Annotated in this window: 24 protein-coding genes; all 24 read left to right on the top strand. The window is 31.9% G+C overall.

Features of this window, described 5'->3' with window-relative positions; genetic code table 11:
• Positions 1–24: 24 nt before the first annotated feature.
• The 24 genes from C4S38_RS10105 (at position 25) to C4S38_RS09990 (ending at position 25326) form a co-directional block, all read left to right on the top strand.
• The gene (locus tag C4S38_RS10105; RefSeq protein WP_103983645.1) at positions 25–528 is read left to right on the top strand and encodes an ORF6N domain-containing protein; all 504 of its coding nucleotides are present in this window, start codon (positions 25–27) and stop codon (positions 526–528) included.
• A gap of 127 nt (positions 529–655) precedes the next feature.
• Positions 656–2542: a hypothetical protein gene (locus C4S38_RS10100; RefSeq protein WP_103983644.1), complete on the top strand. Its 1887-nt coding sequence runs from the start codon at positions 656–658 to the stop codon at positions 2540–2542.
• Between the two features lie 5 nt (positions 2543–2547).
• Positions 2548–3990, top strand: a complete 1443-nt coding sequence (locus C4S38_RS10095) for a lipopolysaccharide biosynthesis protein (RefSeq protein WP_103983643.1) — start codon at positions 2548–2550, stop codon at positions 3988–3990.
• Positions 3987–4646 carry a class I SAM-dependent methyltransferase gene (locus C4S38_RS10090; RefSeq protein WP_103983642.1) on the top strand — a complete coding sequence of 220 codons (660 nt, stop codon included), beginning with the start codon at positions 3987–3989 and terminating at the stop codon, positions 4644–4646. Before C4S38_RS10095 ends, C4S38_RS10090 begins: the two co-directional genes overlap by 4 nt.
• 116 nt (positions 4647–4762) lie before the next feature.
• Positions 4763–5947, top strand: coding sequence for a glycosyltransferase (locus C4S38_RS10085; RefSeq protein ID WP_103983641.1), 1185 nt, complete (start codon positions 4763–4765; stop codon positions 5945–5947).
• Between the two features lie 2 nt (positions 5948–5949).
• Positions 5950–6483 carry an FkbM family methyltransferase gene (locus C4S38_RS10080; protein ID WP_103983640.1) on the top strand — a complete coding sequence of 178 codons (534 nt, stop codon included), beginning with the start codon at positions 5950–5952 and terminating at the stop codon, positions 6481–6483.
• Positions 6417–6728 (top strand): FkbM family methyltransferase, encoded by a 312-nt coding sequence (locus C4S38_RS10075; protein ID WP_103983639.1) that lies wholly within the window; start codon positions 6417–6419, stop codon positions 6726–6728. The genes C4S38_RS10080 and C4S38_RS10075 overlap by 67 nt, the downstream gene beginning before the upstream one ends.
• A 46-nt stretch (positions 6729–6774) precedes the next feature.
• A complete protein-coding gene (locus tag C4S38_RS10070; RefSeq protein ID WP_146059476.1) occupies positions 6775–7716 on the top strand; it encodes an FkbM family methyltransferase in 942 nt (313 codons plus the stop codon).
• 6 nt (positions 7717–7722) lie between these two features.
• Positions 7723–8694: a glycosyltransferase family 2 protein gene (locus C4S38_RS10065; RefSeq protein ID WP_103983637.1), complete on the top strand. Its 972-nt coding sequence runs from the start codon at positions 7723–7725 to the stop codon at positions 8692–8694.
• The gene (locus C4S38_RS10060) at positions 8687–9592 is read left to right on the top strand and encodes a hypothetical protein (RefSeq protein ID WP_103983636.1); all 906 of its coding nucleotides are present in this window, start codon (positions 8687–8689) and stop codon (positions 9590–9592) included. Before C4S38_RS10065 ends, C4S38_RS10060 begins: the two co-directional genes overlap by 8 nt.
• A gap of 5 nt (positions 9593–9597) precedes the next feature.
• Entirely contained in the window at positions 9598–10002 is a 405-nt protein-coding gene (locus C4S38_RS10055; protein WP_103983635.1) for a sugar 3,4-ketoisomerase, read from the top strand.
• Positions 10003–10428, top strand: coding sequence for a sugar 3,4-ketoisomerase (locus C4S38_RS10050; RefSeq protein WP_103983634.1), 426 nt, complete (start codon positions 10003–10005; stop codon positions 10426–10428). It abuts the gene before it with no gap.
• The gene (locus C4S38_RS10045) at positions 10403–10888 is read left to right on the top strand and encodes an acyltransferase (protein ID WP_103983633.1); all 486 of its coding nucleotides are present in this window, start codon (positions 10403–10405) and stop codon (positions 10886–10888) included. The genes C4S38_RS10050 and C4S38_RS10045 overlap by 26 nt, the downstream gene beginning before the upstream one ends.
• 4 nt (positions 10889–10892) lie before the next feature.
• Positions 10893–11996 carry a DegT/DnrJ/EryC1/StrS family aminotransferase gene (locus C4S38_RS10040; RefSeq protein WP_103983632.1) on the top strand — a complete coding sequence of 368 codons (1104 nt, stop codon included), beginning with the start codon at positions 10893–10895 and terminating at the stop codon, positions 11994–11996.
• A gap of 38 nt (positions 11997–12034) precedes the next feature.
• Positions 12035–12979 (top strand): glycosyltransferase, encoded by a 945-nt coding sequence (locus tag C4S38_RS10035; RefSeq protein ID WP_103983631.1) that lies wholly within the window; start codon positions 12035–12037, stop codon positions 12977–12979.
• A gap of 28 nt (positions 12980–13007) precedes the next feature.
• Positions 13008–13445, top strand: coding sequence for a GtrA family protein (locus C4S38_RS10030; protein WP_103983630.1), 438 nt, complete (start codon positions 13008–13010; stop codon positions 13443–13445).
• Positions 13442–15022, top strand: a complete 1581-nt coding sequence (locus C4S38_RS10025) for an NAD(P)/FAD-dependent oxidoreductase (protein ID WP_103983629.1) — start codon at positions 13442–13444, stop codon at positions 15020–15022. Before C4S38_RS10030 ends, C4S38_RS10025 begins: the two co-directional genes overlap by 4 nt.
• A gap of 11 nt (positions 15023–15033) precedes the next feature.
• Positions 15034–16494, top strand: a complete 1461-nt coding sequence (locus tag C4S38_RS10020) for an MBOAT family O-acyltransferase (protein ID WP_103983628.1) — start codon at positions 15034–15036, stop codon at positions 16492–16494.
• Positions 16495–16497: 3 nt separating this feature from the next.
• Positions 16498–17373, top strand: coding sequence for a hypothetical protein (locus C4S38_RS10015; protein WP_146059475.1), 876 nt, complete (start codon positions 16498–16500; stop codon positions 17371–17373).
• Positions 17357–18874: a hypothetical protein gene (locus C4S38_RS10010; RefSeq protein ID WP_103983626.1), complete on the top strand. Its 1518-nt coding sequence runs from the start codon at positions 17357–17359 to the stop codon at positions 18872–18874. Before C4S38_RS10015 ends, C4S38_RS10010 begins: the two co-directional genes overlap by 17 nt.
• A gap of 152 nt (positions 18875–19026) precedes the next feature.
• Positions 19027–20745: a hypothetical protein gene (locus C4S38_RS10005; protein WP_103983625.1), complete on the top strand. Its 1719-nt coding sequence runs from the start codon at positions 19027–19029 to the stop codon at positions 20743–20745.
• The gene (locus C4S38_RS10000; RefSeq protein WP_317044659.1) at positions 20690–22012 is read left to right on the top strand and encodes a glycosyltransferase family 4 protein; all 1323 of its coding nucleotides are present in this window, start codon (positions 20690–20692) and stop codon (positions 22010–22012) included. Before C4S38_RS10005 ends, C4S38_RS10000 begins: the two co-directional genes overlap by 56 nt.
• 10 nt (positions 22013–22022) lie before the next feature.
• Positions 22023–22772, top strand: coding sequence for a glycosyltransferase family 2 protein (locus tag C4S38_RS09995; protein WP_103983623.1), 750 nt, complete (start codon positions 22023–22025; stop codon positions 22770–22772).
• A 22-nt stretch (positions 22773–22794) separates the two neighbouring features.
• Positions 22795–25326 carry a YfhO family protein gene (locus C4S38_RS09990; RefSeq protein ID WP_103983681.1) on the top strand — a complete coding sequence of 844 codons (2532 nt, stop codon included), beginning with the start codon at positions 22795–22797 and terminating at the stop codon, positions 25324–25326.
• Positions 25327–25713: the final 387 nt, after the last annotated feature.

The raw sequence follows: 25713 nt of genomic DNA, 5'->3' as shown, positions 1-25713 counted from the left end.
AACAGATAGACCAAGACCTTAATTATGAAAAAAGAAATCGTTAAATTTCAGGAAGTTGAAGACCGGATTATTATTGTAAGAGATCAGCGAGTATTATTAGATTCGGATGTTGCATATCTTTATGGAGTAGAAACCAAGAGAATTAATGAAGCTGTTAAAAATAATCCATATAAATTTCCAAGTGGATATGTTATTGGATTAAATAACAAAGAGTTAATGTCTTTGCGGTCGAAATTTCCGACCGCAAATTGGGCTAAAATAAAAACCGTACCTAAAGCCTTTACCGAAAAAGGACTCTATATGCTCGCCACCATTTTAGAGAGTGAGCGTGCAACTCAGACTACGATAGCTATTGTAGAGATGTTTGCCAAACTAAAGGAACTTTCCCATACTGTTTCCGCTTTATCCGAAGCAAACGGACAGGAACAAAAAAGTCTGATGCAGAAAAGTGGAGAATTGATAGCTGATCTTTTGGATGATGAACAGAAAGTAACAGATTCTGAAACAACAATCTGGGAGAATGAGTGAGGATGAAAAGTTGTAATTTTATTATCGGTTCACTGAATAGTTGAATTTGGTAGTATTAAAAGTGAATATTTAATAAAATCTTTTTAATCGTTTTTAAAGGTAAACGATATGATTAAGAACTAGAACGATGAATTTGCCTATATCAGTATTTGAACTGTCATTATACTATTTTGTTCCAATTATTACGTTGTTGTTTCTTTATGGATTAGGAAGGGGCATTAAATATGTTCTTTTTAATAGAATAGAAGAACTTTCTGCCTATTCTATTATAGCATCTTCTATTTTGGGACTAACAGCATTTGTTATAATTTATTCAATTATAATGACAAAAGGATTGACAGTTAATTGGATATTGCTAGGTTTATTTCTGATATATTGTTTTACCTGTAAAAAATGTTCATTTAATAATTTAAAACTTCATACGACTTCTTCTTGGAAGGTCTATTTGTTAATAGTATTCTTGATAAATACTATATTCTATATCTATTATGTGTATCGCATAATTGATTTCGATAAGGGAGCTTTTTCTCCTTATTTTTGTGATTTAGACTATTATGCTAAAGTGTCTCAGTACTTAAATAAAGGGTATGAGAATGGTCTTCTTGAATATAACTTTTTCAAGTATATAGCACCTCAACCATACCATTATTTTGAATTATGGACGAATGCTTTTTTATATAAAATATTTGGACTGAATGCTGTTATTACTTATATGGTTTCTATGCCAATGCTGTTTAATATTTTGATATTTTTCTCTTTATTGGCAGTAGTAGAAATACGGAAAAAGATATCCTGGATGTATTTAGGCTTGGTTTTGACGGCCTTCTTAATGGTGGATGTAATATCATATTTGTCCGAATTTGTCTCATTAATTAAAGGAAGTACGTATCGGTTGAATTACCCTAAAATGTTGCCAGTGATTATGTTTTTTCAAATGGCTGTAGTTACTTATTTGTACGGAAAAAAGAAATACTCATATTATTTACTTTTGGCAATTCCGATCCTTAACATAATTCTATTGGTAGGGGTATGGGGGACGATAGGTATCTTTTTGTTTTGGTATACATATAAAGTGAAATTTGTTGATTGGAAACTTTGGTTGCCTTATTTTTTTGTAATAGTATGCTATTTGCTGTATATTTTGCAATCTTCCTCTCGCAGTACGCATTGGGGAGAACCATTCCATTGGAATTTATTCCGTCTTTATATTACTCAACCGATACTTTACATACTTGCATATATTCATTTTATTATAGGAATAATTATTATAGGTTGGAAAGATAGAAAGAATGTAGCTTTGAACCCTCTCCTTAATATAGGATATGTATATGGCATATTGTGCTTTATTACTATCACAGTGAGTATAATAATGCGTCCTTATAACTATGATGCAACGCAGTTCATTAGTGGCACTCTTCCTATTTTTATGTATACTCTTCTCTCTGTTACTTTTTTGATTATGGTAACTAAACAAGAATTTTCTGCACACAAAAAAATATTTTTATTTTGTTTTTGTGGAAGCAGCTTGTGGTTTACGTGTAAAGTATATAATAAAGATCTTGTACCTTTGAATTCTATGAATCTGGAGTATGAGTCAACGATAGTAAAGTTTTTACCTGAACAAGATGAATACCGTATTGGTTTTTATATTGGAGAGCATATTAGGCTGGGAGAAGGTGGAAACTATGTCTCTGGAGTAGTTGATGCTATAACGTTCCCTGATGCGTTGGACTATTATTATAATAATGTGATTCACTATTCTATAAATAAAGGAAATAATGATGCCGAATGGTCTACTGACCATACACCTTACCGTGATTATTATGCGAAGTCTAAAGTTTCATCATCCGATATATCGGATGATGAAATTAGAATAAATTTCATCATTGAGAATCGTATAGAATATATTCGTATTTTAAAGAGTGCAAAGCCTTCAGAATACTTTCTTTCTCATTTGTCTTTATTAGTAGAGGATGTAGAAAATGGGGAGTGTTTTTATAAAGTAGTTGAATAGTATAGATGGAAAAAGACACTTTAAAGCAAAAGACTGTGAAAGGACTCTTTTGGGGCGGTGTAAGTAATGGGGTACAACAATTGTTGGGAGTGTTGTTTGGCATTTACTTAGCTCGTATTTTGAATGCAGAAGATTACGGTTTGGTTGGTATGTTAGCTATCTTTTCAGGGATTGCAGGTACCATTATAAATAGTGGCTTTACTGTAGCATTAACTAATAAGCAAGATGTAGCGCATGAGGATTATAATGCGGTATTTTGGTTTACATTCTTTGTTGGCTTAGTTTGTTATATAATATTATTTTTTTGTGCTCCATTTATTTCTGATTTCTACAAACGACCGGAGTTAACTAATTTATCTAGGGTTGTTTTTTTAAGTTTTTTTTTTAATGGATGCGCAGGGGTTTCTTATACGGTGTTGTTTAGACAATTAATGGTGAAAAAACAGGCGCAGATTGATATAACTGTTATGGCTTTATCTGGTATAGTGGGAGTTACTCTTGCGATGAAAGGATATGCTTATTGGGCATTAGTATTTCAAAGTATGATTTTTATTTGTGGAGGGGCTTTGCTGCGTTTTATATTTGCTCCATGGAAACCTTCTTTTGATATTAATTTTCAACCATTAAAAGGTATGTTTTCATTTAGTTTAAAACTATTTATTACTAATATATTTCAACAATTAAATATTTATATTTTTCCTGTATTGTTAGGGCGATTTTATAATGCTACAGATGTTGGATTTTTCACTCAAGGACAGAAGTGGGTAGTTATGGGTAGTCAATCTTTATGGGGGATGTTTTATGCCGTTGCCCAGCCTGTTTTAGTGGAAGCTTCAAATAATAAGGAACGGCAGATAAATGTGTTTCGTAAAATGTGTCGTTTTGGGGCATTTGTTTCTTTTCCTGTAATGTTTGGATTGGCATTTGTTTCGCATGAGTTTGTTTGTATAGTGCTTGGCGAAAAATGGTTACCTTCTGTTCCTGTTTTACAAATTTTATCAGTATGGGGAGCTTTTTTATTTTTACAAATTCTATACAATCAGTTATTAATAGCTCATGGTCGTTCAGAGCTTTATTTAAGTGGAACTATATTTCAGGGATTATTGCAAATTGTTTCAGTTTTAATTGCTTTTAAATGGGGCATAATGGTTATGGTTAGTGTGTATGTATTTAGCTTTTTATTATCATTATTATATTGGCACCATTGTGTGAATCAAGAAATAGAATTATCATTGAAAATGGTTTTTCTAGACGTAGGAACATATTTATTTATAATCATAGTGACACTTATTATAGTGTATTTTTTATCACTAGAAATTGTAAATATTTATTTGTTGATAGGGTTTAAGATCTTTTTTTCTGCAATTATCTATCTTAGTTTAAGTTATTTATTAGGATCAAAAATTTTAAAAGATACAATTCTGTTAATAAAAAATAAGTCGTTATGAAAAAAAAGAAATTATCAGATGTAGACTATATTGCTTCTTATTTTCTTCATCCTATACTTTTGAAATGCTTTGAAAAAAACGCTAAAGGCAAATTATTGGATATAGGATGCGGAAATAAACCTTATGCGAGTTATTTGGAAAAATATGTAGATACTATTTATGGCTGTGATTTTGTACAATCAGATGAAGGTAATGTTGATTTAGTATGTGATGCAATAAATATTCCTTTGGATGATGAATCATTTGATACCATAATCTCTACACAGGTATTAGAACACGTATATGATACAAGAAAATGTGTATCGGAAAGCTATAGATTATTAAAACCTGGAGGGACATATATAATATCTGTTCCTTTTGTTTGGCCTGTTCATTTAGCTCCATATGATTATCATCGTTTTACAAAATTTGGAATAAATAAATACTTGGAGGAAGCCGGTTTTTGTGATATACGAATTTATTCGAATGGAGGAAAGTGGGCTATGATTGGGCAAATGATAAGTTTAGGGTTGTTTTTCCCTGTACAGGGAAAAACATTTCTTAATGCCATTAAGAAATGTTTTTTGTGCTTATCAAATAAGTTCTTTGTATTTATGGACAAAAAGTGTTTTAATGACGATTACACGCAAAACTATGTAGCGGTCTGTAAGAAATAAATGAATCTAATTTTAAATTTGGCGAAATACTGGTGAATAAATTCTATTTATGTTAAATCTAAAAATAGACAGCAAAACAATGATTTTTTAATATGTGTCTGCTTAATTAATAAAATATGAATATTCTTTTATGCAATAACTCTCCGTTTACACCAAATAATAGCTTCTATTGGTTTTATAAACAATTGACAGATCAGTTGACTAACGATAGTTATGAAAGTTGTCTATATTTTGCGTATTTAGAAAGATCCGAAGAAAGTGTAAATGGAGTTTTATTGCCTGATAATAATAGGTATAATACACAAAAAAATGTAGAAACTATTGTTCATTTTATACGCGAGAAGAAAATTCAAGTTATATTTAATTTTTATTTGCCTATCTGGGAAATAGAAGATTTTTTTTCGGCAATTAAGAGAGAAATACCAACTATAAAATTTGTAGAGTTAATACACAATTGTCCGAATCATACAATACAATTGAAAAAATATTGCTTACTAAACTCTTTCCCTCGTATAAGATCAAAAACGATTAAAGACAGCATAATAAGTCTTTTTCCTAATTTGTATTTGTTCCTATTGAAGAAAAAAATTTCCAAAGATAACAGGCACGCATACAATCTCCATGATGCAGTTGTGGTTTTGTCTCCTTCTTACATTAAAGAATATTTAGCAATAGTAAAAGTAAAGAACCCTCATAAAGTTTTTGTAATTCCGAACTCATTAGCTCCATCTTCATTTTATCAAAGTAATATTCCGATTGAAGAGAAATCAAAAGAAATAGTTTTTTGTGCGAGTTTGCGTGTAGAAAAAGCAGTTTGGATATTATTAAAAGTGTGGGAGAAAATACAATATAAAATACCTGAATGGAGACTTACCATAGTTGGAGATGGGGAATATATGTTTTATTGTAAAGAAGTTATTGATAGTTTAAATTTAGAAAGAATAGAGCTTAAAGGTTTTACTAATTCTAGACCTTTAATAGATAGAGCATCAATATTATGTTTAACGTCTGTAATAGAAGGATTACCTACTGTTTTTTTAGAAGCAATGTCAATGGGAGTAGTTCCTGTTGGTTTTAATTCATTTTCTGCCATTTACGATATGATTGATAATTGGAAGAATGGAGTTATTGTTCCTGCTTTTGATATCGAAAAATATGCTGAAAGTTTGGTTGAGTTAGCTAGCAATGATGAATTGAGATGCAGTATGGCAAAGGAGGCAAAATTTAAAGTTCAACAATACAACATTTCGGATGTTTATGCTAAATGGCTTTATCTTTTTAAAAAAATAAAATTATTATAATAATGGAAGTGAATTTAAAATATAGATTGTTTAAACTGATAAAAGTAATAAAACTGTTTAATATTTTGGGGATTAAGTCGTTTTTATGTCTTTTTACTCCTTTCTACATGAGAGGAAAGGTAATAAAAGTGGGAAGATTTTATTTAAGGTTAGGAACTAGTGATATAGGTATATTGGAGCAAATATTTTGTTCGAAGGAGTATGAGATAGCGTTATCGTCTCCGAAATATATAATTGATTGTGGTGCAAATATTGGTTTAGCAACATGTTATTTTAAAGAAAAATGGCCAGAAGCTAATGTTATAGCTATTGAACCAGAGGATTCCAATTTTGAATTATTAAATTTAAATACAGTAAATCTTTCGAATGTAAATTTGTTAAAAGCAGCAGTTTGGAATAAATCTAGCTATTTAAGTTTTAATTCTAGCGATGCGAATTTTGATGCTTTTTCAGTAAAAGAGTCAAATACTTGTACAAGTATTTCTGCTATTACAATAGCAGAAATACTTGTACAAGTATTTCTGCTATTACAATAGCAGAAATAATATGTAGATATAATTATCCTAGAATTGATTTGTTGAAGATTGATATAGAAGGAGCTGAAAAAGAAATATTCGATGAAACAGCTCATCAATGGCTTCCTTTAGTAAATGTTTTAATAATAGAATTACATGATCGGATACAAGCTGGATGTGCTAAATCAGTTTTGTCTACGTTATCCATATATGATTATATATTAGATGTAAAAGGCGAAAATCTTATTATAACATTTAAAAAATAAAGAATAGTTTATATGATTTGTTTTCTTGATTTATTATGATAATTGTATGGATAAAAAAGTGAAAAGTATTCTGAGAACAAATTTTTCTATAAAACTCCTGTTCAATACTTTGATAGGATATAAAAGTGGAGAGCGTACTTTGAAAGCATCATTAGCTTATTTTATAAAAGGAGTTTCGAATAAATTAAATATTTTTTCTACTGCAGTAAATAGGTGGTATTTATTGATAGATCAAAAAGAATTTGATAAATTATGGTTGATAGATTTTAGATTTTATAATTTCAAAGGAGCCTTAGTCCCCTTTGAAAAACATTTTCCTGTGAAAAATGTTTTTCAAGATACGTTCTACTTTTATGTTCTTTTTAATGATAACTATGATTCTGAATTGGTACGGAAATTGGATACTTATTTAAATGAAGGACCATATGGTTACGAAGGAGATGGTATAAATGTTAAAGTAGAGAAGGGAGATGTTGTAATTGATGCTGGAGCATGGATTGGAGATTTTTCAGCATATGCCGCAGCTAAAGGTGCAATAGCTTATGCGTTTGAACCAACTAGTACAACTTTTGAAGTTCTAGAACGAACTGCTAAACTAAATGAAGGCCGATTTTATGCTATAAAGAAAGGGTTAGGAAATATTTCGGGTATCTGTAACATGTTTATAGATAATGACAAAGGAGAGGCTAATTCTATTGCAATATTACAAGAGGGGAAAAATGAAAAAATAGAGATTACAACTTTAGATTCGTTTGCTCAACAGGCTAATTTAGAAAAAATATCTTTTATAAAAGCTGATATAGAGGGTGCAGAAAGAGATATGCTGTTAGGTGCACGAGAAGTTTTGAAAAAGTTCTCTCCTAAACTAGCAATTTGTACTTATCATTTGCCTGATGATCCGGAGGTGTTAGAGCGTATAATTTTAGAGGCAAATCCAAGATATAAAATAATTCATACTAAAAGTAAATTGTTTGCTCAAGTTAAATGATAAATAATGAAAAAAGTATCACTAATATTTCCCGTTTATAATGTTGCTTTCTGTGTGGAAAATAGTTTGTTGAGTGCTCTTAGCCAAACATATGAAAACATAGAATATGTTATTATAGATGACAGGGGAGAAGATGATAGTATGAAAATTGTGTATAGGAGTTGTAATAACTACCCACAAAAAAATATAAAGATAATAGATCATGGAGTCAATAAAGGACTTGGCGCGACTAGAAATACAGGAATTAAGTATGCATCCGGAGATTATATTTTATTTATGGATAGTGATGATATTTTAGAAAAAACGGCAATACAACAATTTATAGATTCATTAGATGATGATTATGATATGGTGGTTGGATCTTATGTTAGAAAAGTGCAAACGAAAGAATATCCATTACATTTAAAAAATGAAGTTTTGGATAGAGAGATTTTATATCATTATCTTGTTGGTAAGAAATACTATCCTCAAGTGTGGAATAAATTGTATAAACTTTCTTTTATCAAAGAAAATTCTCTTTCTTTTATTGAAAAATGTAACCATGAAGATAATCCTTTTACATTCTATTTTTCAGCATGTAATCCAAAAGTCCGTATATTGGCAACTATAACGTATCAATGGATATTTAGAACGGAATCGGTTACTTCAGTATATAGAGAAAAAAATGTAGAGGATCTGTTGTCTGGATATAAGTTTATGTGTGATGTGGCGAGAAAATTTTCGATATCAGACTTATATGTTATTAGATATTTAAATAACTTTAGATTATTTCCTTTATGGCTGTTATTAAAGAGAATTGTGATATCTAAGCAAGAAAATACATTACTTATGGGATTGATGGAGCCTGTTTCATCTTTTGAGTCAATAAACCAGTTGAGAATGCCATTTAAGGAAAAACTGAAATTTATGATTTTTTATTTGCCTTTTTCTTTAAAAAAAATGATTTTGAAAATAATTTCTTGTACCCAGAATGTATAATACCCCAATCCTTTTTTTGATTTTTTCTCGTCCGGATACTACAATACGAGTATTTGAGCGTATTCGACAGATAAAACCTACTCGCCTCTATGTCGCAGCAGATGCTGCAAGGGAAAATAATCCTGATGAAATAAAACGTTGTGAAGAAACAAGGGCTATTATTTCAAAAATAGATTGGCCCTGCGAGTTAAAAACTTTATATCGGATAAAAAATTTAGGATGTAAAGTTGCTGTTTCAGAAGCCATAACTTGGTTTTTTGAACAAGAAGAATATGGTGTTATTTTGGAAGACGATTGTTTGCCGGATTTGTCTTTTTTTCCTTTTTGTGAGGAACTTCTTGTTAAATATAAAGATGATGATCGTATAGGTCATATTGGAGGGAATAATTTCTTTCCCGGAATTGTTGATAAAGGCTTGAGCTATGATTTCTGTTCAATTTCTCATATTTGGGGGTGGGCATCTTGGCGTAGAGTCTGGAAAAATTATGATGTGAATTTTTCGTATTGGGAAGAATCAAAAAAGAATCAATTAAAAAGAAAATCATTATTTAAGAGTTTGAGAGAGGAAATTTATTTTTCTTCTTTTATAGAAGATACTTTAGCCGGTGATAAGGGGATTAATACGTGGGATGTACAGTATTGGTTTATGCTTCGTACGCAAAATCAGTTGTGTCTTTATCCATCTGTCAATTTGGTGACAAACATAGGATTAAATTCCATAGGGGCTACGCATATGTCATCGAAGAATAGTAAATTGCATATTGAATCGATGCAAATAAATTTTCCATTATTACATCCAAAGTATGTGTTGGCAAATAAAATAATTGATGATAAGACTGTTAGGAAAAACTTTTTTTCATATAAAAGATTTATGCGTTTCCTGGTCAACTTAATATAAGCGTTATGCAAAAAAATAAAATAATTAGTTTACCAAAGATACTGGATCGTCGTGGCAATCTTTCTTTTATCGAAGCAAAAAATCATATTCCATTTGAAATAAAGCGAACTTATTGGATATATGATGTTCCTGGAGGAGAAATACGAGGAGGACATGCTTATAAAGAGAATGAAGAATTTATTGTCGCCTTGTCCGGCAGTTTTGATGTTGTTTTAGATGATGGCAAAGAAAGAAAAGTTTATTCATTGAATCGGTCGTATTATGGTTTATATGTTCCTAAAATGTATTGGAGGGAAATGGAGAACTTTTCAACTAATTCATTAGCATTGATTTTATCTTCAACAGATTATGATCAATTTGATTATATTCGTGATTATGATGAGTTTTTGAAACAAATAAATAATAAGTAAATGACTGTATTTGATTGTTCTATAATACAATTACCTCGGATTGAAAATGAAAAAGGAAATATAACTCCTATTGCCGGAAGAAAAAATATACCTTTTGAAATAGAGAGAGTTTTTTACACGTATGATATTCCTGGGGGAGAAGCTAGAGGGGCGCATGCCCATAAAGAATGCCATCAACTATTGGTTGCCGCTAGCGGTAGCTTTGAGGTTGTTTTAGACGATGGAATAAATAAAAGAACGGTGTTATTAAATCGACCATTTTATGGGTTGCATATACCTCCAGGTATCTGGGCGGCAGAACAAGGATTTTCTTCGGGATCGATTTGTCTGGTTTTGGCTTCTCATAAATATGAAGAAGAAGATTATATTAGGGATTATCCAAAATTTTTAATTTATAAAAATGATATTACGACATCCATTATCTGATATTCAATCTGAAAATATTGGAGATAATACTCGCATTTGGCAATTTTGTGTAATATTGAAAGATGCAAAGGTGGGTCAGAATTGTAATATTTGTGCCCATGTTCTTATTGAAAATGATGTGGAAATAGGAAATAACGTAACAATAAAATCCGGTGTGCAAGTTTGGGATGGCGTGACTATAGAGGATAATGTCTTTGTTGGTCCTAATGTGACATTTACTAACGACCTATTTCCCAGATCTAAAGTATATCCTAAAAGCTTTGAGAGAACATTGTTGAGAAAAGGATGTTCTATTGGAGCTAATTCAACGATTGTGGCAGGGGTTGTAATAGGAGAATCTGCTTTCGTAGGTGCAGGAAGTGTGGTGACAAAAGATATCCCGTCTGGAACACTTTGGTATGGTAATCCTGCTAAAATGAAAGGTTATATTGCGGAAGATGGAACGGTTGTAAAATTGTAATAAGATGATTAAATTTTTGGATATAAAACAAATAACGGATAAATACTCTCATGAAATACATGATGCCGTATCACGTGTAATAGATTCTGGTTGGTACCTTCAAGGAAAAGAAAATGAACAATTTGAAACAAATTATGCAAACTATATAGGTACATCTTATTGTATAGGTGTGGCCAATGGCCTTGATGCATTGAATTGGGTCTTGCGTGCATATATAGAAATGGGAGTAATGTCTGAAGGAGATGAAATAATTGTTCCTGCTAATACGTATATCGCATCTATATTGGCTATAACAGATAACAATTTGAAGCCAGTTTTGGTAGAGCCTTCTCTGGACACCTATCAGATTGATGATACACGGATTGAAGAGGCCATTACAAAACGTACAAAAGGAATTATGATTGTTCATCTATATGGACAATGTGCTTATACGGACAAGATTGGAGATATATGTAAGAAGTATAATCTGAAACTTATTGAAGATAATGCGCAAGCTCATGGCTGTTTGTTTAAAGGACAAAAAACGGGCTCCTTAGGCAGTGCCTCAGGACATAGTTTTTACCCAGGTAAAAACTTAGGAGCTTTAGGTGATGGAGGAGCTGTTACGACTAATGATAAAGAGCTCGCTTTCATAGTACGTTCATTGGCTAATTATGGTTCTTCAAGAAAGTATGTATTTCAATATAGAGGCCGCAATAGTCGATTAGATGAGATACAGGCAGCGGTTTTAAATGTGAAGTTGAAATATTTGGATGCGGATAACAAAATTCGAAAGGAAATAGCAGCGTATTATATGCAGCGTATAACGAACCCGAAAATTATATTGCCTCAGGTTGAAGATTGGGATTCACATGTTTTCCATTTGTTCACGATTCGTTGTTCTGGGCGTGATAAACTCCAGCGATATCTAATGGAACAAGGTGTTCAAACGTTGATTCATTATCCGATTCCTCCCCATAAGCAGGAATGTTATAAAGAATGGAATTCTCTATCATATCCAATAACAGAACTAATTCATCGTGAAATTTTGAGTTTGCCGATGGGACCTTGCATAAATAATATGGATATCGATAAAATAGTGGATGTTATAAATCAATTTGAATTATAATATCTGAATTACAAAAAAAGGAATAAATAAAGTAGAGCATGTCTGATAAATTACTTTCTATTATTTTATTGAGCTATTATAGTGGTGAGCGTATATGCACTTCTTATTTCCAACTAAAAGAATTGTTGGATGGAGAGAATATTCCATTTGAATTTATAGTAATGGATGATGGATCTACCGATATGTCTTTTGAGATTGCTAAAAAGCTGGGAAGTAAATATTCTAATGTAAAAGCATATCAATTGAGTCGAAACTATACTAGTAATTATTCCTGGTTTGCTGGCTTATCAGTTTGTAAGGGTGCATGTGCAATTGCTTTACCTGATGATGAACAGCAACCATACCATACAATAATAGATATGTATCGATTGTGGGAACAGGGACATAAAGTAATTATACCAAATCGTATAACGAGAGATGATCCTTGGAGTAGTCGGATATTTTCTATTTGTTACTATAAAATAATAAATGTCCTTTCTGAAATAACTTATCCGGAAGGTGGTGCAGACTTAGCTTTTATTGATAGAGAAGTGATAGATGTATTAAACAACCGCATTCACCCTATTAATACAGCTGTTATTCCTGAGATTTTTCGTTTAGGGTTCTCTCCACTCTATTTTCCTTATGAACGCCCTTTGGGATTAAATCAAGGAAAATCCAGATGGACATTTAAGAAAAAAATTCGTTTGGCAAAAGATGTGTTTTTTTCATCTTCATCTTTTCCTATAAAATTTATCACGAATCTTGGATTTTGGACAGCATTTTTATCCGTGGTTGTTATGATATTTTATGGTTATATTGCGTTATTTGGAAACCGTCAATTTTGGGGAGTAATAGTTCCTGGATGGGTCTCTATTATTTTATTTATTACTTTTTTTGGAGGACTTATTCTGTTAAGTTTAGGGATAATAGCGGAATATATTTGGAGAATATATGAAGAAGTAAAAGGAAGACCGGGATATATAATAAAAAAGAACGAATAGTATATAAGTTTAGTTTTTTGAGATTATAATGAAAACATTATATAGACGAATAGTTTTTAACAAGCCTGACAATATACTCATCCAGCTATTCCGATATACATTGGTTGGAGGGACTGCCTTTATAGTAGACATAGGACTACTCTACCTATTAACAGAATATCTATATATACACTATATAATATCCGCATCTTTATCATTTATCGCAGGATTATTAGTAAACTATATAATCAGTACCCATTGGGTATTTGACAAAGAGTCTTCTATAGTAACAAATAAGAGCTTGGAGTTTCTATTTTTTAGTTTGATTGGAATTATAGGGTTAGGATTAAATGATGCACTGATTTGGGCATTTACAGAATTTTTAGGCCTATATTATATCTTATCTAAAATAATTACAGCTGTTCTAGTCTACTTATGGAATTTCCTTGCTCGAAAATATTTCATCTTTAATAAAAAATCATCATGACAGAATCTACAAAAACCGCAATTATTGCAGGCGCAGGTCCGGCAGGTCTGACTGCAGCGATTGAATTCCTTCGGAAAACAAATATTCATCCTGTTATTTATGAGTCAACAAATGATATCGGAGGAATTTCAAAAACCGTATGCTACAAAGGTAACCGAATGGATATAGGTGGACATAGATTTTTCTCTAAAGAAGATACTGTCATGAATTGGTGGGCAGAAATGATGCCTCTACAAGAAATGCCTGCCAAAGATGAAATATTATTAAACAAGACGAACTCGGATTTAACTAAAAATGGTATTAATCCGGAAAAAGAAGATCGGGTTATGCTTGTAAGACAACGGGTATCACGTATATTCTATTTACGCAAGTTCTTCGATTATCCCATTTCATTGAAATTAGAAACATTTTCAAATATGGGGCTATTCAGAACCATAAAGGCAGGAACAGGTTATTTGTTATCAACTATTCATAAAAGAAAAGAAAATTCATTAGAAGATTTCTACATTAATCGCTTTGGTGAGCCTTTGTACAAAATGTTTTTCGAAGATTATACCGAGAAAGTGTGGGGAATACACCCTGCCAAGCTGGGGGCAGATTGGGGGTCGCAGCGGGTAAAAGGACTTTCACTTATTACAATTTTGAAGGATATGGTAAAAAAGACTTTTACTTCTCCCAAATCAATTGATCAAAAGCAAATTGAAACCTCTCTTATTGAAAAATTCATTTATCCTAAATATGGGCCGGGGCAACTTTGGGAAACCGCAGCTAAAGAAGTAGAAAACAAATCCGGTGAACTATATAAAAATCAGGAAATTGTAAAAATCAATATAGAAGAAAACCGCGTAATCTCTGTAACTACTCGTTCTATAGAAGGAAAAACAGAGACTCGACCTTGTGATTATTTCTTGTCCTCAATGCCTATAAAAGATTTAGTAGCATCACTATCCGGAATCTCTATTCCTGAGGAGATTCAAAGTATTGCAAAAAAATTACCTTATCGGGATTTTATTACAGTAGGATTATTAGTAAATAAGCTCCGGATAAGGAATAAGACTAAAATAAAAACATATCTGGAACGGGTTCCTGATACTTGGATATATATCCAAGAGCGTGATGTAAAAATCGGGCGTCTGCAAGTTTTTAATAACTGGTCTCCTTATCTGGTTGCCGATTATGAAAATACGATGTGGATTGGCTTGGAGTATTTCTGTACAGAAGGTGATGACATGTGGAATATGCCCAAAGAGGAGTTTATAAAAATGGCAATAGAAGAACTAGTTAAAATAGATATCATAGATAAACAAGACGTACTAGATGCCGTTCAGGTGAAAATAAAAAAAGCTTATCCTTCTTACTTTGGCAGTTATTACCAATTAGACAAAGTAAAAGCTTTTCTCGATAAAATACCGAACCTATATTGTATTGGAAGAAACGGACAACACCGATACAACAATATGGATCATTCAATGATGACTGCAATTGCCACTGTTGACAATATAAAAAATGGTATTATAAGTAAAGAGAATATATGGTCTGTAAATACGGAGGAAGAATACCATGAAGTCAAAAAATAAGTTTGATTATTATGTTATTTAATTCTGCTGTTTTTTTATTCTTTTTTCCAGTTGTTTTTATTCTTTATTGGTTCGTTTTCTCCCGTAATGTGAGATTACAAAATATATTTATTATTCTATCAAGCTATTTTTTTTATGGTTGGTGGAGTTGGAAATTACTTTTACTACTTATTGCTGTAACTATAATTAGTTATTTGAGTGGTTCCGTATTGGAATTATTTAAAGATCGAAATAAACAAATATGGATATTAAGGTTTGCTGTTTTTATTAACATTGGAATATTGTTTTTGTTTAAATACTACGATTTTTTTGTTGTAAATTTTGTGTCGGCATTTCACTTGTTTGGAATAAATTTAGATATAAATCCTTTATATTTGATATTACCAATAGGTATTAGTTTCTATGTATTTCAAGCATTGGGATATACAATAGATGTTTATAATAAGAAGATACATCCTTCAGAGGATATAATTTCATTTTTTGCTTTTATAAGTTTTTTCCCTCAACTATTATCCGGACCTATCGGAAGAGGAAGCCATTTATTACCCCAATTTTCGTCTAAAAGAAATTTTATTTATACAGAAGCAGTAGATGGGCTTAGACAAATTTTATGGGGATTGTTTAAGAAGATTGTAGTTGCAGATAATTGTGCCATATTAGTAAATGGTATTTTTGAGAATTACAATACAGTTCCTGCTAGTACCTTATTGTTTGGGGCGTTTTTCTTTACAATTCAAATATATGGAGATTTTTCCGGTTATTCCGATATTGCTATTGGATGTGCCAAATTATTAGGTATACAATTGGGGGATAATTTTAAATATCCTTATTTCTCCAGAAATATTGCAGAATTTTGGAGGAGATGGCATATTTCATTAACGACATGGTTTCGAGATTATATTTACATACCACTAGGAGGTAATAGGTGTAGTAAAGCAAAGGTTATCCGAAATACATTTATCGTTTTTCTTGTCAGTGGCTTATGGCATGGAGCTAATTGGACTTTTATTATTTGGGGATTATATCATGCAATGTTCTTTTTACCGTTATTATTATTGAATAAAAAACATAAATTCCAATCTGTAGTAGCGGATAATTCATTATTTCCTTCATGTTATGAATTTTTACAGATGTTGTTGACATTTATTTTAGTTATGTTTGGTTGGGTAATATTTAGATCAAATACGATATCTCAAGCTTATGGTTATATTAGTAATTTGTTATTTTATAAGACGCTGTTTGTCGTTCCTGTTTTTCCAGGAATTCCCATTGATATATTGTTTTTGATCGTACTTTGTTCTGCAATTCTTTTTATGTTTGTGCAAGAATGGTTGAATAGAAAAGGTAAGCATGGTTTAGATTTACAAGTTACTTCTCAATGGAGAAGATTATTATTGTATATGTGTATTCTTATGTTTATTTCTTATTATTCTTCAAGTGTACCTGCTTCTTTTATTTATTTTCAATTCTAATTTATGAGACTGTTTCTTTTAAAAATAATTTATTTTTTTAGCCTTTTGCTATTATGGTGTTTGGTTAATTTTTTATGGGGCAGTTTTTTTTTATCTAAGATAATATGTGGTTCAGAAAAGAAAGATCAAATATATGTATTTGGAGATTCTCATACAGAATATTCTTTGTTACCTAATGATGATAACCAATTGAAAAATCTGTCAGTTAGCGGTGAACCTTTAAGAGATACATATTATAAATATCTTAGTTTAAAAAAAGAAATAGGAGATAGCTCTACTGTTATTGTTGGAGTCGGGTATCATTCCTTTTATTTTTATACAGAAACTGATACATCTAAATTACAAGTAAATGAAATGTATAATATTATAAATGATAATAGTCTACTCCTTTTTTATTTTCAAAAAATGGAAAAAAGAGAATGTATAAAATTTCTTCCATTTCTTTATTCTTTGCCTATATATGTATTGAATAAGGAACGATATGGAGGATATAAAGAAATGAAAAGAAATCTAGACTTGTCTAAAGATGCTGCATGTCAAAGATTCAGAAAACATTTTGAGAATAAATCATTTGATCCGAATACAATTTCTTTTTTGCGGGAAATTTGTAATAATAAAGCAGAACGTGTTATTATATATTTTGCTCCAGTACACTCTAATTATTATAAGTTAATTCCGGATACAATTAAATCGAGGGTTGATAGTTTATTGGCTAGTCTTGTGGATAATAAGAAGGTTTTTTTATTAAATTATTCAAATGTAGAACTTGATGATTCTTGTTTTTATGATTCTGACCATTTAAATTTAAAGGGAAGTGAAAATATAACCCGGGTATTGTTGGAAAATATTGATGAAATAAAATATGGAAAGAAAGAATAGAATTATAAGTAGGTCTATTTTGGTTTTGTTATTAATGAGTATTGTTTTGTATTCTATTATTTGGGGAGAGAAAGTTCCTTTAAATGATGGTGCTGGTTGGGATGGTTCAATATTCAGAAATATGGCATCATCTTTTTGGGATTCTCCAGTCGGAGTTTATAATAGTTATTCTATTCAACGCATATTCCCTTTTGTGTTAATAAATTTAGTATATATATGTTTCAATATCCCTATAGATAATGCTTCTTTGATGCTAGGAATGCATATAACAAATGTTTTGTTTCTGGCATTAGGAATTTATTTCTTTTTTCGTATCAGTGATTTTTATAAATATTCTGTTAAAGTTGAAATAATAGCATTTGTTTCATTATTTTTCAATGTGCAGACTTTGAAATTTATAGGATATATGCCTTTTATTACAGACTACGTAGCTGTAAATTTAGCAATAGTCCTATTTTATTATTTTCTTACAAAACAAGATTTTAAAATGTTAATAGTAGGTTCTATTGGAGCATTTAATTATCCTACGTATCTGTTAATTACTCTATGTTTATATGTTTTGCCACGTGTGTCATTTGACATTAGTAACCCTATTATGGATATGAAATACAAAAGATATATGATGTTTGTCAAATCTTTTTTTGTTTATTGGCTAATTCCTATATTGGTTTTAATTGTTTATTATACTAATGTTTATTCTGTAGGAAGTGTTGGATTAATACATTTTTGTGATCGTACATATACTCCACTGATTCATGAATATATGTTAATAATATCATGTCTTTGTACAATGTGGTATATATATAGGATGCTCAAACCTATAAATTTTAATATCCGTGACTTTTTCAATTTGTTCTTAATAAATATAAAATTGAAAAGAATTTTAACAGGTCTTCTAGTCTTTTTGGTAATAAAATTATTAATTTCTTTTTTAGCGGACCCTAATGCTATTCCTTATTATAAGTGGGATGTTTTCGCTAAAAATTTAGTTCAAGGGCAGGCACGCTTGCCGTTTTTATATATAGAAACACGTTTGATGTATTGGGGATTAATTTATTTGCTAATTATTTTAAATTGGGGAAGATTATGTAAAGTATTGGGAAATTATGGATTTGGGTATATAGCATTAACTTTTCTTATGATGATATTTTCTGTAGATGTAGAAAGTCGGCGTTCTTTTAATTTATTGCCTTTTATTTTATTTCCATTATGTGAGATTTTTAATAATACACAATTCCGAAAGACTGAAATTGTGGCGTATGTATTTATATCATTATTATTTTCAATGTTTTGGTTTAATATTAATGTCCCCGGTATTAATAATGCATTTGAAAATTGGGAGACGGAAGTTTTGAATTTTCCAGCTCAGCGATATTTTATGTTTGGAGGAACGCTACAAAGTACAGAGGTCTATTTAGGAGTTTCAGCAATATTGATAATTATTTTCTTTGTATTTTGGATTGGATATAAAAGAGGTTTATTTAAAAATTTTCTAAGATAATCATTATGTACTCTTTTTTATATTATTATTTAGTCCTTATATTTTTACTACTTGTTTTTTTTCTTTTAGGGGCTTCTCTTTGTTACATTTTTAGATATCGAAAAATACAGCCAATTTCAGCGAAGAGTATTTTTATAAATTTCTTTGTTGGAATGAATTTTTGTATATCGCTATTTTCTTTATTCTGTACGCAAGGTCTAACTATTAATTGGCTTATTGTTATTATAGGATTTCTGTATTATTATCAGACAAAAGAACAGAGAAAAGATAAATTGGTACTTAAAACAAATAGAAGTGTTTTGTATTATATTTTTATATTTTTATTCTTTACATTGGCCTTGTTCTCATTTTATTATTTTTTTAATTATTCGATAGATACGCATTGTTTTAGACCTATAGAAATAGATAATTATTTTCATGCTCAATTGTCTGAATATTTAAGAAAAGGCTATGAAAATACATATTTCACATTAAATTTAACAAATAATGCTAATGCTTTATCACCATACCATTATTATGAAATATGGTTATCTTCTTTAATATCTATAATTCCGGGGGGAATAACATTATTTTCATATACTGTTGTAGTACCTGTAATTGGATTAACAATAATCTTGTTTGGTTTTTTGGCTATCATTGAAACACAAAAAAAGATAGCTTGGTATATACCAATTTTAATATTACCGACTGTCTTACTTTCTGATTTAGCAATTATTTTACATGAATATTTTTCATGGATGTACTATCCAACTCGCTTAGGGGGAGTAATTAATGCAACAAAACAAAACTATATGGCTGTTTTTTTTATGGCTGGAGTATTATTCTATTTAGAGAAAAATTGGCGCGCATTGTTTTATTCACAAATGATGTTGTTGGCTGTAACAACGATGGCTATTCCTATTGTATGTGGAGTTACAGGTTGTGTCCTTCTGGAATGTATGATTAGAAATAAAGCATTTATGTGGTCATATACATTGCCATTTGTGTTTTTGGTATTTTGTTATGGACTGTATACGTTTATTTGTACGAAAGATGGGGATATTCCTATGGGGATAGACAAAGAAATACCATGGTATAAATTGAGGATGCTAATAACAATCCCTTTAGCACAAATATTGAAATATTTTCCATATTTATTTTTAATTATTATACTTGGCTCTCAGGAAATTAGGCGTTTCTTGGGAGAAAATAAGTATCCAATTATTGCATTTGTGGCTTTCCCTGTTGTATTTAGTGTTGTTATGCGTTCGGTGCATCCAGATGCTGATCAATTTATAAGTTGTGTGTATCCGGCTTTTTTTTGTATTATTATCCCTTCTTCGATATTATTTTTATGGACAAATAAAACTAAATTGTCAGTGTTTCCAAAAGTAGCATTTACTGTGGTTTATTGCTGTATGCTAATAGTTAGCTTATTGACTAATTTATATATTATGGAGCGTAAAGTTCTTCCAATTTCTCCAGAGCGCTTAAATTACGAAAAAAGAATAATAAATCTTGTTACATTGGACAAAATGGATAATATTGGTATTTATTCTCCTAATTATATATATAAACCCTCTGAAAATATCATGAGCTATTATGGTGCCTATACTACTTATCTGAACACTGTTCGAAATGACATAGTGTATTGGCAAATTAATAAACGAGAACATAGTATTTTTGGAAAAGTACCTTATGAATTTGCATTGGAGAAAAATGGTAATCAGTTTTTGAATGAAGATGATTTTCGTATGGCATTTATGGAAGCAAAAGGAATTGAATATTTTTTTGCATGGAACGATGCTTTGCCTTCTGATAAATTTTTAAAGTATTTTGAAATTATATATTCAGATCCTCAATCAGGAGAAATTCTTTTCAAAAAAAAATAGAATGAAACTCCTTTTCCTAAACACCTCCGAACGTACTGGCGGTGCTGCCGTTGCTGCTAATCGTCTCATGCATGCTTTACAAAGTGCAGGTATAGATGTGAAAATGCTTGTACGTGATAAAACAACAGATAATTGTTCTGTTGTATCATTGAATGACTCTTTTGTAAAGCGAAAGATTAACTTTTTTCGTTTTGTCTGGGAAAGGCTGGTAATATTTATCTGTAACCATTTTAACCGGAAAGATTTATTTAAAGTTTCAATAGCTAATACTGGTACAGATATAAGTAAGCATCCATTAGTACAAGAAGCAGATATTATTCATTTGCATTGGATTAATCAGGGTTTTCTTTCCTTGAAAGATATTCGAAAGTTGATAAAACTTGGTAAACCTATTGTCTGGACAATGCATGATATGTGGCCATGTACAGGGATATGCCACCATGCATGGGGATGTGATAAATTTATGTTGTCATGTGGTCAATGTAAGTTTTTGGACAGTAAAAGCAATATTGATTTATCTTATCGCATATTAAAAGGAAAAGGCTTTATTATAAAGTCGGATATCCATATCGTTGCTGTGAGTTCTTGGCTGAAAAATCTTGCGAAGAAAAGTGCTCTTACTAAAAGACTAAATATTTCGGTTATTCCGAATGTTATAGATACTGCAATATTTTATCCGACGGTTAGGAAGGATGCACGTTTGTTATTATCAATTCCTATGCAAAAACGTGTGGTATTGATGGGAGCAGCCCGCATTGATGATCCGATAAAAGGGCTGGATTTTTTGCGAGAAGCATTAGGTGTTTTGTCGAATGGATGTAGAGATGATATTTTATTAGTATTATTTGGAGGAATGAAGGGCGATATATCCTTTTTATCTTCTTTTCCGGTAGAAGTTCTTTATTTGGGGTCTATTTCTGATACTCAAAAAATTGCTCGGCTATATGCAGCTGCAGATGTTACTGTATGTCCCTCTTTTTATGAAACATTTGGACAAACGATAACGGAAGCGATGGCTTGTGGGTGTCCGGTCGTTAGTTTTGATAATAGTGGCCAGACAGATATAATTGATCATAAACATAATGGATATTTAGCGAAATACAAAGATGCTAATGATTTGGCTACTGGCATTCGTTGGGTATTGGATAATGAAAATAAAGAAGCTCTTTCTTTGGCCTGTGCGAAGAAGGTGCAAGAGAACTATACTGAAAAGGTTGTTGCAGAAAAATATCTTTCTTTATATAATTCATTATTAGAAAGAAAATAAAATTGCTTTTATGACATTTTCTATAATCACCATCACTTACAACGCCTCCCGATGGCTTGAGCGTACCATATTAAGTGTACTTAGCCAATCATTCCCCAATATTGAGTATATCATTATTGACGGGGCTTCTACAGATGGGACAGTTGATATTATTAAAAGGTATGAATCTGGTATTGCTCACTGGATTAGTGAACCGGATAAAGGCCTGTATGATGCTATGAATAAAGGTCTGCAAAAAGCTACGGGAGATTATGTCTGGTTCTTGAATGCAGGTGATACGTTATATACCTCGGATATAGTACAGCAAGTTGTAATTGCTATAAGCAAGAGAAAGCGATTACCGGATGTTATCTATGGGGAAACTGCAATTGTTGATGCGGCTGGAAAGTTGTTAGGTATGCGTCGTTTGAATGCTCCGAGGAAATTAACATGGAAGAGTTTCCGCAAAGGTATGCTGGTTTGTCATCAGTCATTTATATCAAAACGGGAGATAGCTCCGTTATATAATACGAATTATCGTTTGGTGGCCGATTTTGATTGGTGCATCCGTTGCCTGAAAGAGGCGAGAGGCGTTTATAATACGCATCTTATTTTATCGAATTTCCTGGAAGAAGGAATGAGTAGTGTACAACGGAAGGCTTCGTTGAAAGAACGGTATGAAGTGATGTGCAAATATTATGGTACATTGCCAACTATATTAATGCATGGTTGGTTTGCTGTTCGTTTTTATTTTGCTAAATGGTTTAAAGGACGAGTTTAAAAAGAAAACAGATAATTTATATATGCAAGATTTAGTGAAGAAATGGGGTAAGCATGTACTTGCCCTAATCGTGTTTTTAGCCATATCTGCTGTTTATTTCTCTCCGGCAGTGTTTGAAGGAAAACAAGTGCGTCAGGGGGATATGGAAAAACATGCAGGAATGGGCCATAGCCAAATGGACAAGTATGCAAAGACAGCCCAACCAGGTGAGTTTAGTGCTTGGTCTGATGCGATGTTTGGGGGAATGCCGTATGTTTCGGGATATGGAAATCCTGCTCCGCAATTGCCTAGCTATGGGGTAGTCTCCAGCTTATTGTTGAAACTGGGGGCTTATGATGCGGGTATCGTTTTTGCCGGAATGGTATGTTTTTATCTTTTAATGTGTATCATGGGAGTAAATGTATGGCTGGCTATTGCCGGTTCTATTGCATTTGGATTTACCTCATTTAATATTATCATTATAGAAGCCGGACATATTACACAAGCTTGGGTAATTGCATTTATGCCTGTGACGTTAGCAGGAATGGTTCTTCTCTTTAAGAAGAAGTGGCTCTGGGGAGCTGCTCTGTTCTTGTTGGGAGTAGCTTGTTCTGTAAATTATGGCCATATTCAGATGACTTATTATTTAGTACTGATTTGTCTCTTTATATACTTGGGATATGCTGTCTGGAAAGTAAAAGAAAAAGCGTTTGCAGAACTTGCTAAAACGACGGGAATTATGGCTGCTTGTGTCATAGTAGCTGTAATGCCGAATGCAGGAGGAATGTATGTAAACTGGGATCTGGGGCAACACTCTATTCGTGGGGCTACGGAACTGACTACAACTACACCGAGTGGTGAGAAGATATCTTCCGGATTAGATAAAGATTATGCTTTTGCATGGAGTTATGGCAAAAGCGAATTGTTGACATTACTTGTACCGAATGCCTATGGTGGTGGCTCCGGAGGAATGCTGGGTAGCGATTCTGAATTGTATAAAGAACTGAAAGCGAAAGGTGCTCAGGTGGGTAAGGAAGTACAAGCGCCTACATATTGGGGTGATAAATCGTTTACATCGGGACCTGTTTATTTTGGAGCTTTGGTTTGCTTCCTCTTTGTATTGGGAATGTTTGTGATTAGAAATCCTATGAAATGGTGGGTATTTGCCGGCACAATGTTTCTTATACTGATGGCTTTGGGACGTAATTTTGATTCATTCAATACGTTTTTATTCCATTATCTTCCGCTATATAATAAGTTTCGTACGGTAGAATTTGCTTTGGTTATACCGGAATTGATATTCCCGATTGTAGGGATTTGGGGGTTGAAGGAGATATTATCTGATAATGTGGATGCGAAAGCATTTAAGCATGGGATGATAGGAGCTTTGGCTATTACAGGTGGCTTATCATTGATTCTTTGGATAATGCCAAGTGCCTTTCTTGATTTTCGTTCTTCTTTTGATGCTCAATATCAGTTGCCGGATTGGTACTATAATGCATTATTGATAGATCGTGCATCTTTGGCTTCTTCTGATGCGTTACGTTCATTGGTCTTTATTTTGTTAGGGGCTGGTTTGTTATTTTGGTATAATAAGGCTAAGGATAAGCCGACGGCTGCAATAATAGTAAGTGCTGGGGTTGCAATTTTGATTCTTGTCGATTTATGGGGCGTAGATAAACGTTATCTGAATGATAGTAACTTTGTGAGTCCTAATAAGACAAAAGAGATATTCAAGCCTTCGGTTGCTGATACGGAAATACTGAAAGATACTACTTCTTATCGTGTACTGAATCTGAATAATCCGTTTCTGGAAACTAATACATCCTACTATCATCATTCTATTGGCGGTTATCATGCTGCTAAGTTAAGGAGGTATCAGGAGTTGATAGATCATCGTCTGCAAGGTGAAATAGGTACAACAATAGAAGCTCTTAAGAATGCGCAAACAGTGAATGACCTATTGCCTGCTTTGGCTGCAAACCACTCCCTGAATATGTTGAATACCCGTTATATTATTTACAACCCTGAGCAACCTCCATTAGTGAATCCGTTTGCTTATGGCAATGCCTGGTTTGTAGATAAAGTGGATATTGTAGAGAATGCGGATGCCGAAATTGCTGCATTAAATACAATTAATCCTTTGCAAACAGCTGTTGTGGATAAGCGCTTTGCTGATGATCTGAAAGGATTTACTCCACAACCGGATTCTACGGCTACGATCAAACTGGATAGTTATCGTCCGAATAGGCTGGTATATACTTCCATCACTTCATCCGAACAATTGGCTGTATTCTCTGAAATCTATTACCAGCCGGGTTGGAATGCATATATAGATGGTAAACCGGCTTCTCATTTCCGTGTGGACTGGATACTAAGAGGTATATTAGTACCTGCCGGAGAGCATCAGATTGTGTTTGAGTTTAAACCACAAGGGTATATTATAGCTACGAATGTAGCAGCGTATAGCGGATTTGTTATTCTGCTTTTGCTCGTTGTTGCTGTAGGTTATTCTATTTGGAATATTATAAATAGAAAAAAAAATTCTCCTTTCAGAGATAACGAAAACTTATAAATATCAAAAGAAAATGATTTGTTGTTGAATAATGTGGATAGGTTATTTTTAAAATTAATTTGGAAAAAATTTGCATTTCTCAAAAACAATCGCTTCCTTTGTAGGACATAATAATCAAGACCTTAACTATGAAAAAACAACTTAACTATGAAAAAACAACTTAACTATGAAATAAAAGATCTATTTTAACCAAACTTAATATATGATTGGAGAGATCTTTATAAGGTGATTGTCCCAGACAAAGGAGCAATCACCTTTTTTTGTTTTTAGGGATATTCAGCAAATAATAAAAAAATCAGCCAACTGATTCGCAATGCTTTGAACATGAAATAGTTGGCTTTTTGTGTCAACCGTCATTATGTACGCCCTATCGTAAGGGGTAAGGAG

The sequence above is a fragment of the Parabacteroides chinchillae genome, from assembly GCF_900108035.1.
Lineage (GTDB): Bacteria > Bacteroidota > Bacteroidia > Bacteroidales > Tannerellaceae > Parabacteroides > Parabacteroides chinchillae.
Note: the sequence above shows the minus strand (reverse complement) of the source record. Positions and strands in the feature narration are given on the sequence as shown.